General features: G+C 66.7%; 17 protein-coding genes. 11 read left to right on the top strand and 6 right to left on the bottom strand.

The window, feature by feature from the left end:
* Positions 1 to 2: 2 nt before the first annotated feature.
* Together JQ603_RS19985 and JQ603_RS19980 are read right to left on the bottom strand one after the other, a co-directional pair.
* Positions 3 to 1,154 (bottom strand): ATP phosphoribosyltransferase regulatory subunit, encoded by a 1,152-nt coding sequence (locus tag JQ603_RS19985; RefSeq protein ID WP_212341917.1) that lies wholly within the window; start codon positions 1,152 to 1,154, stop codon positions 3 to 5.
* A 131-nt stretch (positions 1,155 to 1,285) separates the two neighbouring features.
* Positions 1,286 to 2,041, bottom strand: coding sequence for a 16S rRNA (uracil(1498)-N(3))-methyltransferase (locus tag JQ603_RS19980; protein WP_212341916.1), 756 nt, complete (start codon positions 2,039 to 2,041; stop codon positions 1,286 to 1,288).
* 211 nt (positions 2,042 to 2,252) lie between these two features.
* On the opposite strand from JQ603_RS19980, the gene JQ603_RS19975 reads away from it, so the two are divergent.
* The gene (locus tag JQ603_RS19975) at positions 2,253 to 2,912 is read left to right on the top strand and encodes a hypothetical protein (RefSeq protein ID WP_212341915.1); all 660 of its coding nucleotides are present in this window, start codon (positions 2,253 to 2,255) and stop codon (positions 2,910 to 2,912) included.
* On the top strand, positions 2,909 to 3,841 hold the full coding sequence (ubiA, locus tag JQ603_RS19970) for a 4-hydroxybenzoate octaprenyltransferase (RefSeq protein ID WP_212341913.1): 933 nt from the start codon (positions 2,909 to 2,911) through the stop codon (positions 3,839 to 3,841). The genes JQ603_RS19975 and ubiA overlap by 4 nt, the downstream gene beginning before the upstream one ends.
* Before the next feature lie 99 nt (positions 3,842 to 3,940).
* Here ubiA and JQ603_RS19965 read toward each other — a convergent pair whose 3' ends face one another.
* Positions 3,941 to 4,459, bottom strand: coding sequence for a DUF6101 family protein (locus JQ603_RS19965; RefSeq protein WP_212341911.1), 519 nt, complete (start codon positions 4,457 to 4,459; stop codon positions 3,941 to 3,943).
* A gap of 274 nt (positions 4,460 to 4,733) precedes the next feature.
* On the opposite strand from JQ603_RS19965, the gene JQ603_RS19960 reads away from it, so the two are divergent.
* Genes JQ603_RS19960 through lpxK form a run of 6 tightly spaced genes read left to right on the top strand, consistent with a single transcriptional unit; the run spans position 4,734 to position 10,273 of the window.
* Positions 4,734 to 6,137, top strand: coding sequence for a TldD/PmbA family protein (locus JQ603_RS19960; RefSeq protein ID WP_212341909.1), 1,404 nt, complete (start codon positions 4,734 to 4,736; stop codon positions 6,135 to 6,137).
* Positions 6,124 to 6,942, top strand: coding sequence for an inositol monophosphatase family protein (locus JQ603_RS19955; RefSeq protein WP_212341907.1), 819 nt, complete (start codon positions 6,124 to 6,126; stop codon positions 6,940 to 6,942). The genes JQ603_RS19960 and JQ603_RS19955 overlap by 14 nt, the downstream gene beginning before the upstream one ends.
* A gap of 60 nt (positions 6,943 to 7,002) precedes the next feature.
* Entirely contained in the window at positions 7,003 to 7,245 is a 243-nt protein-coding gene (locus tag JQ603_RS19950) for a DUF4170 domain-containing protein (protein WP_018648410.1), read from the top strand.
* Positions 7,242 to 7,955: a lysophospholipid acyltransferase family protein gene (locus tag JQ603_RS19945; RefSeq protein ID WP_212341905.1), complete on the top strand. Its 714-nt coding sequence runs from the start codon at positions 7,242 to 7,244 to the stop codon at positions 7,953 to 7,955. Before JQ603_RS19950 ends, JQ603_RS19945 begins: the two co-directional genes overlap by 4 nt.
* Entirely contained in the window at positions 7,948 to 9,264 is a 1,317-nt protein-coding gene (locus JQ603_RS19940) for a 3-deoxy-D-manno-octulosonic acid transferase (protein WP_245003731.1), read from the top strand. Before JQ603_RS19945 ends, JQ603_RS19940 begins: the two co-directional genes overlap by 8 nt.
* Entirely contained in the window at positions 9,257 to 10,273 is a 1,017-nt protein-coding gene (gene lpxK, locus JQ603_RS19935) for a tetraacyldisaccharide 4'-kinase (RefSeq protein ID WP_212341901.1), read from the top strand. Before JQ603_RS19940 ends, lpxK begins: the two co-directional genes overlap by 8 nt.
* A gap of 306 nt (positions 10,274 to 10,579) precedes the next feature.
* Here lpxK and JQ603_RS19930 read toward each other — a convergent pair whose 3' ends face one another.
* Entirely contained in the window at positions 10,580 to 10,762 is a 183-nt protein-coding gene (locus tag JQ603_RS19930; RefSeq protein WP_245003730.1) for a hypothetical protein, read from the bottom strand.
* Between the two features lie 529 nt (positions 10,763 to 11,291).
* Between JQ603_RS19930 and JQ603_RS19925 the strand changes: the two genes are divergently transcribed.
* Positions 11,292 to 11,597 (top strand): hypothetical protein, encoded by a 306-nt coding sequence (locus tag JQ603_RS19925; protein ID WP_212341899.1) that lies wholly within the window; start codon positions 11,292 to 11,294, stop codon positions 11,595 to 11,597.
* A gap of 172 nt (positions 11,598 to 11,769) precedes the next feature.
* On the opposite strand, the gene JQ603_RS19920 is transcribed toward JQ603_RS19925, so the two are convergent.
* Entirely contained in the window at positions 11,770 to 11,994 is a 225-nt protein-coding gene (locus JQ603_RS19920) for a DUF2093 domain-containing protein (protein ID WP_183242872.1), read from the bottom strand.
* 188 nt (positions 11,995 to 12,182) lie between these two features.
* Between JQ603_RS19920 and JQ603_RS19915 the strand changes: the two genes are divergently transcribed.
* Both JQ603_RS19915 and JQ603_RS19910 read left to right on the top strand, forming a co-directional pair.
* Positions 12,183 to 13,013, top strand: coding sequence for a dienelactone hydrolase family protein (locus JQ603_RS19915; protein WP_212341897.1), 831 nt, complete (start codon positions 12,183 to 12,185; stop codon positions 13,011 to 13,013).
* Positions 13,014 to 13,306: 293 nt separating this feature from the next.
* Positions 13,307 to 13,456 (top strand): hypothetical protein, encoded by a 150-nt coding sequence (locus tag JQ603_RS19910; RefSeq protein WP_018648402.1) that lies wholly within the window; start codon positions 13,307 to 13,309, stop codon positions 13,454 to 13,456.
* 350 nt (positions 13,457 to 13,806) lie between these two features.
* On the opposite strand, the gene xseA is transcribed toward JQ603_RS19910, so the two are convergent.
* A complete protein-coding gene (gene xseA, locus JQ603_RS19905; RefSeq protein WP_212342448.1) occupies positions 13,807 to 15,429 on the bottom strand; it encodes an exodeoxyribonuclease VII large subunit in 1,623 nt (540 codons plus the stop codon).
* Positions 15,430 to 15,436: the final 7 nt, after the last annotated feature.

Below are 15,436 nucleotides of genomic sequence, written 5' to 3'. Positions count from 1 at the left end.
ACTTAAGCTCCCACCTTGCGGCCGATCCGGTTCAGCGCGTCCACCCAGACCGAGAAGCCGACCGCGGCGATCGGCTCGCTCGATCCGAGCTGGGTCATCAGCCCGTCATAGCGGCCGCCGGCGACCAGCGGCTCGGCGCCGTTGCCCCTGTGATGCAGCTCGAATTCGAAGCCGGTGTAATAGTCGAGGCCGCGCCCGAACGCGGTCGAAAAGCGCGTCTGCTTCACGTCGATGCCGCGCGCGGCCATGAAGCCGACCCGGCTCTCGAACTGGTCGATCGCAGCAGCAAGATCGAGCTTCGCGTCAGTCGTCAGCGCGCGCAGCTCGGCGATGGCATCGTCCGGATTGCCCGCGATCGACAGGAAGCGCTTGAGCACGGCGATGGCCTCGCGCGGCAGCGCGCCGCCCTTCAGCGTCGATTGCTCGAGGAAACGGTCGGCGATCTCGGCCGTGGTGCGGCCGCCGACATTGGTGGTGCCGGCGATCGACATCAGATCGGTGACGAAGGCGAGCGCCGCCTTGCGGTCGGAGCCGGCGAGGGCCGCCAGCACGCCCTCATATTCGCTGCGCGTCGCGGTGGCCGCGGCCGCCAGCCGCTCCAGATCCTGCTCGAGGCTGATCTTGCGGTTGAAATCCTTGACCAGGCGGCGGCGCCAGACCGGATAAAGGTTGAGCGCGTCGAGCAGCGCGTTGAACAGCGCGACGTCGCCGGTGCGGATCTCGACGTCGCGGACACCGAAGGCGGCCGTCGCCTCCAGGGCCAGCGCCAGCATCTCGGCGTCGGCCGCGGCGCGGTCCTGACGGCCGAACGATTCGATGCCGGCCTGCAGGAATTCGCTGGCCTGGCCGCTGCGGTAGCGGAACACCGGTCCGAGATAGCTGAACCCGGCCGGCTGGCCGGCCCGGCCCGAGGCGAGATAGTCGCGGGCGACGGGAATGGTCAGGTCCGGGCGCAGGCAGAGCTCTTCGCCGGACAGGTCGCTCGTCAGGTACAGGCTCTTGCGGATGTCCTCGCCGGACAGATCCAGGAACGGCTCGGCCGGCTGCAGGATCGCGGGCTCGGCCCTGACATAGCCGGCCTGCGCGAACGACAAGAGCAGCGTATCCGCCCAGGCGGCGGAGCCGGCAGCATTTGAGGTGGCAGTCGCAGTCATCTCAGGGTCCATCGTCCCGGCGGAACCGGGCAGGGCAAGGGGGAGGCGAATTGGCGCAGCCCTTAGCATGGCCCGACAGCGGTTTCGACCTCCAAAGGATCAATCGCTTAACAGGCGGGCAATGCGAGGGATCAGGCGGTTTGGCCGGCCCAATCGCCCAGCACCGCCTGCACCAGCGCCAGTGCGGCGACGGCGGCGGTGTCGGCCCGCATGATGCGGGGGCCGAGCGCCAGCCGCAGGATCGTGGGCTGCCGCAGCAGCAGCGCCCGTTCTTCCTCGGCAAAACCGCCTTCGGGGCCGATCAGCACGTCGATACCTTGCCCGGCCTCACGCGCGCCTTGCAGGCTCTGAACGGGGTTTTGGACCTCTGCCGCCTCATCGCAGAAGATCAGCAGCCGGTCGGCAGGGCGCTGGCTGAGGTACCGGTCCAGCGGCACCGGCTCGGCCACAGTGGCGATGCTCAGGATCCCGCATTGCTCCGCCGCCTCGACCACATTGGCGCGCATCCGCTCGGTGTTGACGCGGGAAGCCTGGGTGAACCGGGTCAGGACCGGCTGCAGGCTGGCGGCGCCCATCTCGATGGCCTTCTGGACCATATAGTCGAGCCGGGCATGCTTGAGCGGAGCGAAGACATAAGTGAGGTCGGCCAGCCGGTCCTGAGGCCGGGTCTGCTGGAGGATGACGAGGCCGTCGGGCCGCTTGCGGCCTTCGATCGCGGCCTGCCACTCGCCGTCGCGGCCGTTGAAGGCCAGGACCTCGGCCCCGGCGGCCAGCCGCAGCACATTGCCGAGATAATTGCTCTGGTCGCGGTCGAGCGGGACCCTGGCATCCTGGGCGAGGGGGGCATCGACGAACAGGCGGGGGGCGCGAAAATCGTGGGATGGCATCGTTCAAAGGTCCAATTTGGGGCCGTTCTTAACCGAAACCAGTCGTTTTGGGGGTAAATATCGCCGAATCGGTGCGTCCCCGCGCCGCGCTCTTGCCCTATTCGGCGGGTTGTTAAGCGTCGGCGGGAATCGTAAAAACACGAACACGCTGGGTGCGCTTCAATTGGGAAGACGCCGAACCCCGTAAGCTCCTGCCGGAGAGACTGCCTTGATGATCCGTCATCTGATGGTTCCGATCACTGCCGCCATGGTCACCATGGGTGCCGCGGGCGCCTATGCGCAGAGCGCCTTCCCGGCGCCGCTGCCGAACCAGGCCGCGAGCAGCTCGGCGTTTCCGCCCGTGAACGGCTCGGCGCCGACCGCCTCCGTCGGCACGGCGCCGCAATCCTCGTTTCCGGTGAACGGCGCAGCCCCGATCGGCGGCGCCGGCGCTTTCAGTGCGGCCCCGCCGACGCAGGGCCCGGGTGAGGACTGCATGAAGGCGTTCATGCCCCTGCGCGAGGAGGCCGAGAAGCGCGGCAAGGCGATCAAGGCGGCGAGCGACCGTCACGCGCCGCCGGACGAGGCCTGCAAGCTGATCCGCAATTTCAGCCAGGCCGAGTCGAAGATGATCAAGTACATCGAGGCCAATGCCTCGAAGTGCGGAATCCCGCCGCAGGTCGGCGCGCAGATGAAGGACGGCCACAAGAACACCGAGGCCATGCAGACCAAGGTCTGCAACGTCGCGCAGCAGATGCAGAACCAGCCGCGCGGTCCGGCCGGTCCGTCGCTGAGCGAGGTGCTGGGTTCGGGCTCGGCGCCCGAGGCCAATGCCGGCAAGAAGGGCGGCAGCACGTTCGATACGCTCAACGGCAACGTTCTGACCCGATGAGTGATACATCCGCCCGCGTTGCCGACTCCACCGGCAACTGGGTCGATACGCTCGCGCCGCATTGGGCGCGGCCTTACTTGCGCGTGTCCCGCTTCGATCGTCCGATCGGCTCCTGGCTTCTGCTGATGCCGTGCTGGTGGTCGGCGGCGCTCGCCGCCGGCATCGCGCACGATGTCAACCGTCTGCCGCTCACCATCGTGCTGTTCTTCATCGGCGCCTTCGTGATGCGTGGCGCGGGCTGCACCTGGAACGACATCACCGACCGCGACCTCGATGCCAAGGTCGAGCGCACGCGCTCACGGCCGCTGCCCGCGGGGCAGATCACCGTGAAGCAGGCGCTCGCCTTCATGGTCGCGCAGGCCGTGATCGGTCTCGTCGTGCTGCTCCAGTTCAACCGTTTTGCCGTCGCGACCGGCATCGCCTCGCTCGCGGTCGTCGCCATCTATCCCTTCATGAAGCGTGTCACCTGGTGGCCGCAGGTCTTCCTCGGGCTTGCCTTCTCCTGGGGCGCGCTGATGGGCTTTGCCGTCATCCTCGGACGCATCGACCTCACCGCGCTGGTGCTCTATGCGGGGTCGATCGCCTGGGTGATCGGCTATGACACGATCTATGCGCATCAGGACGCCGAGGACGACGCGCTGATCGGCGTCAAGTCCACTGCGCGTTTGTTCGGCGCGCATACGCGTCAGGCGCTGATCCTGTTCTATGGGCTTGCGGTGGTGCTGATCGGCGTCGCGTTGGCCTCCGGCGATGTGCGCTGGCCGGCCTGGCTTGGGCTTGCGGCCTTTGCCGCGCATCTGGCGTCGCAGATCGTGCGCTTGAACATCGCTGATGGCGCGCTCTGCCTGCGCCTGTTCAAATCGAACCGGGATGCAGGGCTGCTACTGTTTGCGGGATTGCTCGCGGACGCCGTGATGCGGGCGGCGTGACTCGTAGGGTGGGTTAGCGAAGCGTAACCCACCACTGTCTCTCTCCACGGAAACAGAAGAGGTGGGTTACGCCTACGGCTAACCCACCCTACGGCACCTTCAGTTCCTCGCGATGATCTCGCGTTCGCCCTGATGAACGGCCAGCTCGCGCACCATGCCGGTGCGGCGGCGCATCAAGAATTTCGGACGGCGGGCGCGGATCGCGTTGGCGCGGCGGCGGCGGGCTGCGGGCTTGCGCGCACCTTCGTCGAGTTGCGGAAGCGCAAAAATCTCGCTCCAGATCGCCCAGGCCTCGGTGAGCTCGTCGGCTTCGGCACCGACCAGCAGCGGAACGGAGAGCGAGGGGTCGCGATGGACGAGGACGAGCGCCTGCGCCTCGTCATTGCCGCGCAGCGCGACGCCGGTGAAATCGCTGACGCGGACGTTGATCGCCATCTGCATGCCGCGGACGGCACGGCGCAGCACGACACGCTCGCGATGAAGCTCGATCTGCCTGGTGTATCCGTCGGCGCGCGGATCATGCGCGTCGAAGCGGACCGGAAGGGAAAGGGGGTCGAGCCGCAAGCTGCGGCTCGACCCGGCGGGAGCGACCCCGCATGCTGATGTTTGACGCCTCACGGCTTTCGTTCTCCCCGCCAGGATTATGTTCCCGGTCGATGCGAGGACCTTAGCGCGGCCGTTTCCGAAACCGCTTAAAAAGGCTGGTTAACCCAGCGTCACCGCGGCTCATGATTGACAAGACCTTGGCGCGCATGATTGACGAGACGTTGCGCCGAAGAAGCGAATCTGAGCTTTTTGCGGGCTGAAAATGCTTGAAGTCCGCACCATTTGGGCACATCTGGTGGGTTCGGCCGTCCCGAGCCCCGACCTCCGCCCCAACAGGATTTCGTTTGTGAACCCTTCACCAAGCTCGACGCTTTCGCCCCAGGATTCTTCCAAGGCCAATCGCGACCTGTTCGATCAGTCCGCGCTGTCCGATCTCGCACAGCGGCTGGTGGAGGCGGCCAAACGCGCAGGCGCCGATGCGGCCGATGCGGTCGCGGTGCGCGGCGTCTCGCAAGGGGTCGAGGTGCGCGACGGCCGCGTCGAGGAATCCGAGCGCTCCGAGGGCGACGATGTCGGCCTGCGCGTGCTGGTCGGCCAGCGCCAGGCGGTGGTCTCGACCAACGACGTCAGCGGCGATGCCGTGACCAAGCTTGCCGAACGCGCGGTGGCGATGGCGAAGGTTGCGCCATCAGACAAATATGTCGGCCTGGCCGATCCCGCGCTGCTGGCGCGCGACTTCCCCGATCTCGATCTGCTCGATCCCGATGTGCCCGCGACCAGCGAGCTCGAGCGCCGTGCGCTCGCCGCTGAAGCTGCCGCACTCGCAGTGAAGGGAGTCACAAAATCCGGCGGCGCCTCGGCCTCCGCCGGCATGGGCGGCATGGTGCTCGTCACCTCGACCGGCTTCCACGGCTCCTACCTGCGCTCCAGCCAGGGCATCTCGGCCACCGCGATATCAGGCGAGGGCACCGGCATGGAGCGCGACTACGATTTCACCTCCGCGCCGCATGGCGCCGATCTGCTGTCGCCGGAAACCGTCGGCCGTTCCGCCGGCGAGCGCACCGTGGCGCGCTACAATCCGCGCAAGGTCGAAACCTGCAAGGTGCCCGTGGTGTTCGACCCGCGCGTCGCGGGCTCGCTGGTCGGCCACGTCGTCGGCGCCATCAACGGCGCCTCGATCGCGCGCAAGACCAGCTTCCTCAAGGACAAGCTCGGCCAGCAGCTCTTCGCCAAGAACATCCGCATCATCGACGATCCCCTGCGCAAGCGCGGCCTGCGCTCGCAGACTTTCGATGCCGAAGGCGTCGCGGTGAAGAAAATCGCCCTCGTCGACGAAGGCGTGCTGACGACCTGGCTGCTCGACTGCGCCACCGCGCGCGAGCTTGGGCTCGCCACCACCGGCCACGCCCATCGCGGCGTCTCGTCCTCGCCCTCGCCGGGGCCGTACAATCTGCATCTCGAAGCCGGCACGCCGACGCCGGCCGAGCTGATCTCCGACATCAAGCAGGGCTTCTACGTCACCGACCTGATCGGCTCCGGCGTCAACGGCGTCACCGGCGATTACAGCCGCGGCGCCTCCGGCTTCTGGATCGAGAACGGCGAGATCACCTATCCCGTCAGCGAGGTCACGATCGCCGGCCATCTGTTCGAGATCTTCAAGTCGATGCAGCCGGCGAACAATCTGGAGTTCCGGTACGGCATCAATGCGCCGACGGTGCGCATCGAGGGCTTGACGCTTGGCGGACGCTGACGCGAACTCCCTCGACGAAACCATCCTGAACCGCGATGCGGCGCTGCTGAAGGACACGGTGCGGGAGGCGGGTGCGCTCGCGCAGTCGATGTTCCGCACCGAGCTGAAGAAGTGGATCAAGGGCGTCTCCTCGCCGGTGTCGGAGGCCGACATCGCCGTCAACGACCTGCTCGAAGCGCGCCTGCGCGCCGCCACGCCGGACTATGGCTGGCTCTCCGAGGAGAGCGCCGACGATTCCACCCGGCTGTCGCGCCGGCTGACGTGGGTGGTCGATCCCATCGACGGCACGCGCAATTATCTGGGCGGCCATGACGAATGGTGCGTCAGCGTCGCGCTGGTCGAGGGCGCCACGCCCGTGCTCGCCGCGGTGTTCGCACCGACCAGCGACGAGTTCTTCTTTGCGGTCCGAGGGCGAGGCACGACACTCAACGGCAGAGCCGTGCAGGCTACTGCCGGATCCGAGCTCGACTTCTCGCGCGTGGCCGGGCCCAAACCCCTGATCGAGCGCCTGAAGCCCTCGCTCGGCGAGATCAAGCTGCACCGGCGAATCGGCTCGCTCGCGCTCCGGCTCTGCCGGGTCGCCCATGGCGCGCTGGATGCGGCTTTTGCGGGCGGCAACAGCCATGATTGGGACCTTGCGGCCGCCGATTTGATCGTGCAGGAAGCGGATGGTAGGATGAGCGACCTCTCCGGAGATCCCATCCTCTATAACCGCCGGGAAGTGGCCCACGGGGTGCTGGTGGCAGCGGGACGCGATCGTCATGCGAGCATTGTCGCGCATTTTCGAGACCGTCCCTTGCCCTGAAGCGCTTTCGCGTGCCTGTCGACCACTGCTTTGCCGGGCAGCCCGTTAGAAAGAGAACCCATGCCAGATAGTGCCCCGCAACAACTGCTTCACCTCGTCATCGGCGGAGAGCTCGTCGATCTCGAGCACAACACCTTCAAGAACCTGGACGACGTCGAGATCGTCGGCCTCTATCCGAACTACGCGACGGCGCACGCCGCCTGGCGCGCCAAGGCGCAGAGCACGGTCGACAATGCGCAGATGCGCTATTTCATCGTCCATCTCCACCGGCTGCTCGACCCCAATCAAGAACCGGCGCGTTGAAAAAACTGCTTCGCAATACGCTGCGAAGCAGCTTCGTTCAGCGTGCCGTCGGGGTCCTGGCGGCCGAATATCTGCGCCTTGTCTGGCGGACCAACAAGTTCACGTTCGATCCGCCCGACGTTTATGACATCGTCGAGCCGCAGATCCCCGCGATCTTCGCCTTCTGGCACGGCCAGCACTTCCTCACCCCCTTCATCAAGAACAAGGACTGGTACAAGGCTAGGGTCCTGATCTCCCGGCACCGCGACGGCGAGTTCAATGCCATCGCCGCCGAGCGGCTCGGCATCGGCACGATCAGAGGTTCCGGCGATCACGGCGGGGCTTTCCACCGCAAAGGTGGTGTCGGCGCCTTCAAGGAAATGGTGCGGACGCTCCAGGACGGTTGTAATGTCGCGCTGACCGCCGATGTCCCCAAGCGCTCGCGCGTGGCCGGGCTCGGCATCATCATGCTGGCACGGGAATCGGGGCGGCCGATCATGCCTTTTGCGATGGCCACGAGCCGCTTCATCCGGCTGAAGAACTGGGACCGCACCACCATCAATTTGCCATTCGGGCGAGGCGCATTGGTCGGCATCAAGGAAATCCACGTTCCCGCAGATGCCGACGCCGCCATGATGGAGACGCTGCGGCAGGAGCTGGAGGACACGCTGAACGAGGCGACCCGGCGCGCCTATGCGCAGCTCGGCCGCCCTGGACCGGAAGATGCCTAAATCGCTGCCCATTGCGCTGCCGATCACGCTGCGGATGTATCGGCGCCTGGCCTCCGGCCTGGTGCCGCTCGCGCCTGCGCTGATCAAGCGGCGGCTGAAGCAGGGCAAGGAAGACCCCGCGCGGGTCGGTGAGCGGCGCGGCCTGTCCCGCGACGTGCGGCCGCACGGCCCGCTGGTCTGGATCCACGGCGCCAGCGTCGGCGAGGTGCTGGCGGCGGCCGCCCTGATCGAGCGCCTGCGCGATCTCAATTTGCGCATCCTGCTCACCTCGGGCACCGTCACCTCGGCGGCGGTCGTCGCAAAACGCTTTCCGCCCGACGTCATCCATCAATACGTGCCGTATGATTCCCCGCGCTACGTTGCGCGCTTCCTCGACCACTGGAAGCCGTCGCTGGCGCTGTTCATCGAATCCGATTTGTGGCCCAACCTGATCCTGGCGGGCGCTGCGCGCCGGGTGCCGATGGTGCTGATCAACGGGCGGATGTCGCCGCGCTCCTTCCCGCGCTGGCGCCGGATGCACGGCACCATCTCGGCGCTGCTGTCGCGGTTCGATATTTGTCTCGCGCAGTCCAGGACCGATGCCGAGCGCTTCTCCGCGCTCGGCGGCCGCGACGTCGTCACCACGGGCAATCTCAAGCTCGACGTGCCCGCACCGCCGGCCGATCCCGCCAAGCTCGAACGGCTGATGGCGATGACGCGCGGGCGGCCGATCATCGTCGCCGCCTCGACCCATCCGGGCGAGGACGAGATGCTGGTCGCCGCGCATCGCAGCCTCGTCGGCTTCTTCCCGCAGCTTCTGACCGTGATCGTGCCCCGCCATCCCGACCGCGGCTCCTCGATCGCAGGCCTCGTCACGGCGTCGGGCCTCAAGCCTGCCCTGCGCTCGCGCGAGGAGCTGCCGACGGCCGCGACCGACGTCTACGTCGCCGACACCATGGGCGAGCTCGGCCTGTTCTACCGCCTCTCGCCGATCGTGTTCATGGGCGGATCGCTGATCCGCCACGGCGGGCAGAATCCGATCGAGGCGATCAAGTTAGGGGCGGCGATCGTCCATGGCCCGCACGTCTTCAACTTCACCGACGTCTACGAGGCGCTCGATGCGAGCGGCGGCGCGCGCCAGGCCGACACGCCGGAAGCGCTGGTCAAGCAGCTCGGCCAGCTGCTGGCCGATCCCACGTTGCGTGACAAGATGCAGCAGGCAGGTGCCGGCGTCGTCGAGCAACTCGGCGGCGCGCTCAACCGCACCATGACCGCGCTGGAGCCCTATCTGCTGCAATTGCGGATCGAGATGGGAGCCGCCAATGCGTGAGCCGGCCTTCTGGTACCGGCCACGTTCCCTTCAATCGCACGCGCTATGGCCGCTCGGTGCGCTCTACGGCGCGATCACCGAACGGCGCATGCTGCGCACGGGCTTTGACGCCGGCATCCCCGTGATCTGCGTCGGCAACTACCATGTCGGCGGCGCCGGCAAGACGCCGACCGTGCTGGCGCTGACCAAGCTTTTGCGCGAGCTCGGCGAGACGCCTGTCGTGCTCAGCCGCGGCTATGGCGGACGCCTGAAGGGCCCTGTCATGGTCGATCGGATGCGTCACACCGCGGCTGATGTCGGCGACGAGCCCTTGATGATGGCGCGCGACGTTCCTGTCGCCGTTGCGCGCGACCGCCTCGACGGCGTCGCACTGACGAAGTCGCAAGGCGCCACCGTGGTCCTGATGGACGACGGCTTCCAGAACCCGCGCCTGCTGAAGGATGCCTCGCTGATCGTGATCGACAGCGAGCGCGGTCTCGGCAACGGCGCGGTGTTTCCGGCCGGCCCCCTGCGCGCGCCGCTGCAGGCGCAGCTCGCGCGCACCGACGCGCTGGTGCTGATCGGCGACGGCCGCGCTGCCAACGATGTCGCGGGCGAGCTCGCCAAGCGCAACAAGCCCGAGCTGCGCGCGCGGTTGAAGCCGGATGCGGCTTCGCTCGCGCAGCTCCTCGGCAAGCGGGTCTTCGCCTTCGCCGGCATCGGCGATCCCGCGCGCTTCTTCCGCACATTGCAGGGCAGTGGCATCGATGTCGCGCGCACGCGCCGCTTCGACGATCATCACATGTTCTCGCGCGAGGAGCTCGCCGCGCTCGCGGCGGAAGCACAGCGCGAGCAACTGACGCTGGTGACGACGGAAAAGGATCTTGCCCGCCTGCATGGCAGCGAAGGCGTGCCCGCCGGCATCGTGCCGTTCGCCGTCCAGCTCGAATTCGACGACCCCGCCAAGCTGCGGCAACTGATCAGCGATCATCTCTACAAGGCGCGCGAGCGGCGGTTCTCCAGACGCTGATCTCGTCGGGTGGGCACGCTTCGCTTTGCCCACTCTACGGCGCTGCCTTGTTGGGTGCCGTGACCATCGGCCGTGCCATGTTCCGACGGAACGTGCTTGCCTGCAAAGCCGGTCACGGTCCGCGATCGCGGTTCAGCAGTCAGTCGTGCTCACCACGCCCCAACGACCATCAATCCGATGATGGTCAGGCACGAGGCGCAGGTCACCATGACGGTATAGCATTCGGGCGTGTTCATCGCTGCCATCCAAACTGATGCCAATTGCCTGGTCACTGCGACGCGGAAGAGATTGCCGGTTTGGGTCGCTTCAATTCGGCGCGCCGCGGCCGGCCTTGCGATGTGCCGCTTTCTCGTCGTCACTTTGATCCGAAAGAAGGTAGTCCGCTTCGAGCGCTTCAAAGCGTTCAGCTGCGATCAGAAGCTGTTTGCGCATTTCGGCGAGGCGGGCGCGGCAATATTCGCGATAGAGCAAGTCCAGTATGATGGGCATGATCACCCCCATCGATTGACTTTGGAATTTACAGATATTCCACCGCGGATTTTCGAGGTGATCGTAGCCCGTCAGATGGCTCTTCGATATGAGCCCGTTCACAGACTGCGCCAATTCCAAAGCTCGACGGCCGTTTGGTTGACTTGATTGTCTGCGCGATAAAAAGAACAGGGCTAATTACCTAACACGCAGTTTAGCAGCGCTCTGTTTCAGCAAGACTTCGTCGAACAACTTAAGGACGCCGGACCGCGACGAAAAATCCAACCACAAAGCGAAATGACTTACCTCGGAGTGTAAGCACGATTCGATGCAACGCGGATCGGGATGACGAGGATCATTTCTCAGTGAGGCGTGAAGGTCGGCAGGTCCCGTAGGGTGGGCAAAGCGCAGCGTGCCCACCAACAATGCTGCCTCACTCGATAATCGAAGCGGTGGGCACGCTTGCGCTTTGCCCACCCTACGGCAGTTCGGCATTCACGCCTCATTCATCGCACCCTCCCTATCGATCTCGGACGATCAGGAGAGTTCGATGAAACTGCCGTCCGCCGCCGTCGCCGCCAGCCTTGTGTGTCTGATTGTTGCGCCCGTGTTCGCGCAGACGGCGACCCCGTCCGCCGCTCCCACTACCGTTCCGGTTCCCGCGGCCAAGCGCGTCACCTGTCTCGCCACCACGCAAAACCTGAAAGGCCAGGACAAGCGCGACCAGATGCAGCTGTGCATGGCGCAGGCGCGGGTCGATTGCCTGAAGCAGGCGATCGATCAGAAGGTGGTCGGGGAGAGCAGGAAGAGTTTCATCAAGACGTGCGTAGGCGGAGATGGTCCAGAGCCGCAATAGCAGAACGATGCCACAAGCGCGGTATCGTAGGGTGGGCAAAGCGACTTGTCCGCCGAAGCTCGGAGAGCGAAGGCGGAAGCGTGCCCACGTTGGTTGTCGCGGTCTTGGAGAGACGGTGGGCACGGCGCTTTGCGCCTTTGCCCACCCTACGAGAGTTACGAGAGCCGAAGGATCACGACTGCTTCAGCGCGCCGGGAAAGTGCCGCTGCAGCACCGCGGCGGGCGTGGCGTAGGCCTCCTGCAGGTCCACGCTCCAGTACTTCAGTTCGTCGAGCGGGATCCGCGTGTCGGTGATGGCGCAACGCACGAAGGTCCCCGGCGAGATCACGCGGAAATCGCCGTCGAGATACTGCACCTGCGCTTCGCCATGGCCGGAAGAGCCGAACTTGTTCAGCACGGTCGAAAGTCTCCGTGGAAGGCCCGTAAGGGCACGATGTGTTGGACGGGATGTAGCATAGATAGGGTGGCTTGTCCGCCCGTTAAACCCACCGGTTTGTGATGTTTTGCCGCCGTTTACGCATGGTACTGCTCCGGGCGAAGGATCGTCCCGCCGCTCGCGGCCGGCACCTGATACGGCAGAGTCCGATGCGCCTTCGACTGATCGCCCTGTTCCTGATGCTCCTGATACCGGCTGCGCACGCGGCGCCGGCACCCGCGCCGCATCAGGTCGAGATTCCTCTGGCGTCCGGAGTGCTGCATGCGCAGCTCTACAAGCCCGAGGGAGAGGGGCCGTTTCCGACCGTGATCGCGCTGCATGGCTGCGGCGGCCTCGGCGGCCATTCCGATCCCGTGCTGCCGCGCTATCGCGACTGGGCCGAGCGCCTGCTCAAGGCTGGCAACGCCGTGCTGATGCCCGACAGCTACGGCTCGCGCGAGCTCGGTCCGCAGTGTCGCGTCAAGGAGAGTCACGTCAAGGCGCGGCGCGAGCGCGTCGCCGACATCGCGGCCTCGCGCGCTTGGCTGATGAATCAGGCCTGGGTGGCGCGCGACCGCATCAGCCTGATGGGCTGGGCCAACGGCGCCAGCGCACTGCTCTGGGCGGTGCGTCCGCAGAGCACGGCGCGCGATCAGGGGCCGGATTTCCGCGCCGCGATTGCGTTCTATCCGGATTGCCGGATCTCGGCGGGTTTGGGATGGAGCGCGCGGGTGCCGACCCTCGTGCTGATCGGCGCCGATGACGACGTCTCCTCGCCGCCGGCCTGCCGCCAGATGGTCGACGGCGCGCGCGGCCGCAGCGCGCTCGCGCGCATCGTGGTCTACCCCGGCGCCTATCACGATTTCGATCGCGCCAACACGCCGCTGCACGCGGCCAGCGGCAGCAGCGACGCCGCCGCGCCTGAGCACGGCCATCTCGGCACGGATGCCGATGCGCGCGCGGAGTCGCAGAAGGAAGTCGCGCAATGGCTGGCGCGGTGAGCGCACTGCCGTAGCCCGGATGGAGCGCAGCGAAATCCGGGACAGTCGAAGTTGCAGCTCGACCCCGGATTACGCTGCGCTCCATCCGGGCTACGGACTTGTCCCGCCGTAGCTCGACAGAGCGAAGGCGGAAGCGGGGCCGCCCGGGGAACAACGTCTGGCGGACAGCCCCGCATCGACCACCGCCCTGCACGGAAAATGGCCGACCGTGAATCTACGGAGCGCGCGCGGCCGTGGTTTCAGCCTGTGGCCGTGCCATCATTCGACCACGATGTCGATTAAACGCATCTCACATGCGCAACCGCATCACGCTCTTCGCCTCCGCCCTGATCGTCTTCACCGTCGCGATCTTCCTGTACGAAGCCCACGCCGGCGCCCCACAGCTGGCGCCGGAACATTGCGGCTTCTGGACCACGATCGACGCGGGATTGTCCTGCCGGTAGGGCGGGAGCCTTGTCGCTGCGTATTAGGTTAGACGTGTGAGGCGTACTTTTTCCTCGCGTCGTCCCGGCGAAGGCCGGGACCCATACCGCGTGATCTATCAATTGCAGGCGGTCGGAGTACCGAACGACGAGTCTTCGCCAAACTCCTTCCTGTGGTTATGGGTCCCGGCCTTCGCCGGGACGACAGCGAGAATGTTGTACGCGTGTCTCCACACATTCACTGTCATCGCCCGGCTTGACCGGGCGATCCAGTACGCCGAGGCGTCTGTGATTCATCGAGAAGCGGCGGCGTACTGGATTCCCCGCTTTCGCGGGGAATGACACCGAGGGCCGAGCGCCGCCCTCCCGCCTCAGAACAAGCTGCCCTGATCCACCGGCTTGCCCACGCGCTTCGGCGCTGGCTTTGTCTCCTGCGCGGCTGGCTTCGCTTGCGCCGGGGCGCGCTTTGCCGCTGGCGCAGGGCGATCCGCATCCGCGGTCGCGCCGACACGGCCGTCCGCAAACTCGATCTCGACGCGCGCGCCGGGGCCGATCGCGTCCGCCGCATGCACGGGATGGCCGGCCTCGTCGCGCACCAGGGCAAAGCCGCGCGCGAGCACGCTGCGATAGGACAGAGCGGAGAGCAGCTTGCCGCTGTTCTCGACGCGGGCCTCCAGCCGCTGCAGCAGCGTGACGAGCGCGCGGCCGGCGCGCTCGGCAAGCCGATGCGTGCGCTCGCGCTGGCGGGCAATCGCATTGCGCTGCGCCTGCGCATTGGAAAGCTTTGAGGCGCGCAGGCGCACCTCCAGCCCGGCAAAGCGGTCGCGCCGCTGCCGCAGCAGCGAGCGCGCCGACAGGCCGAGCCGCTCGCCGCACACGGTGAGGCGATGATCGGCCTGCGAGATCTGGCCGTGCAGCACCCGCAGCGTCAGCTTTGAGCTGGCCGCGGTGAACCTGCGGAAATGCGCATGCGTGTTGGCCTTGAGGCAACGGGGCAGGGCGCTGCCTGCCGAATCCAGCCGCTGCCGCGGGATCGCGAGCAGATCGCCCGCGGCCGGCAATGCGCGTGCTGCGGCGCGCAGCTCGCTGCGGCGGCTCTCCTGCGCGCGTTGCCAATAGGCGCGGGTGCGGCGCCCGAGATCGGCGACCTCGACGAACAATTCGCTGCGCACGGGGACGGCCATCTCGGCGGCCGCGGTCGGCGTCGGCGCGCGCTTGTCGGCGACGAAATCAATCAGCGTGATGTCGGTCTCGTGCCCGACCGCCGAGATCAGCGGGATCATGCTCTCGGCCGCCGCCCGCACCACGATCTCCTCGTTGAACGACCAGAGATCCTCCAGCGAGCCGCCGCCGCGCGCGACGATCAGCACGTCGGGGCGCGGAATCTTGCCACCTTCGGGCAGCGCGTTGAAGCCGCGGATCGCGGCCGCGACCTGCTCGGCCGAGCCTTCGCCCTGCACCTTGACCGGCCACACCAGCACGCGGCGGGGAAAGCGGTCCTCGAGCCGATGCAGGATGTCGCGGATGACCGCGCCGGTCGGCGAGGTCACGACGCCGATCACCTCCGGCAGCCAGGGCAAAAGCTGCTTGCGCGCCTCGTCGAACAGGCCCTCGGCGGCGAGCTTCTTCTTGCGCTCCTCCATCAAGGCCATCAGCGCGCCGATGCCGGCCGGCTCCAGCGCCTCGATCACGATCTGGTATTTCGAGGAGCCCGGATAGGTCGTGAGCTTGCCGGTGGCGATCACCTCGAGCCCCTCCTGGGGCTTGAAGCGCATGCGGCCGTGCACGCCCTTCCAGATCACCGCCTCGATCTTGGCGCTCTCGTCCTTGAGCGCGAAATAGCAATGGCCGGAGGAGTGGGCACCACGGAATCCCGAGATCTCGCCGCGGACCCGGACATGGCCATAGGTGTCCTCCACAGTCCGCTTCAGGGACTGCGAGAGCTCGGAGACGGTGAATTCGAACGCGTTGTTCAGTTGTTCCGCAGGCGGCATCGGCAAA

Source organism: Bradyrhizobium liaoningense (genome assembly GCF_018130825.1).
Lineage (GTDB): Bacteria > Pseudomonadota > Alphaproteobacteria > Rhizobiales > Xanthobacteraceae > Bradyrhizobium > Bradyrhizobium liaoningense_B.
Note: the sequence above shows the minus strand (reverse complement) of the source record. Positions and strands in the feature narration are given on the sequence as shown.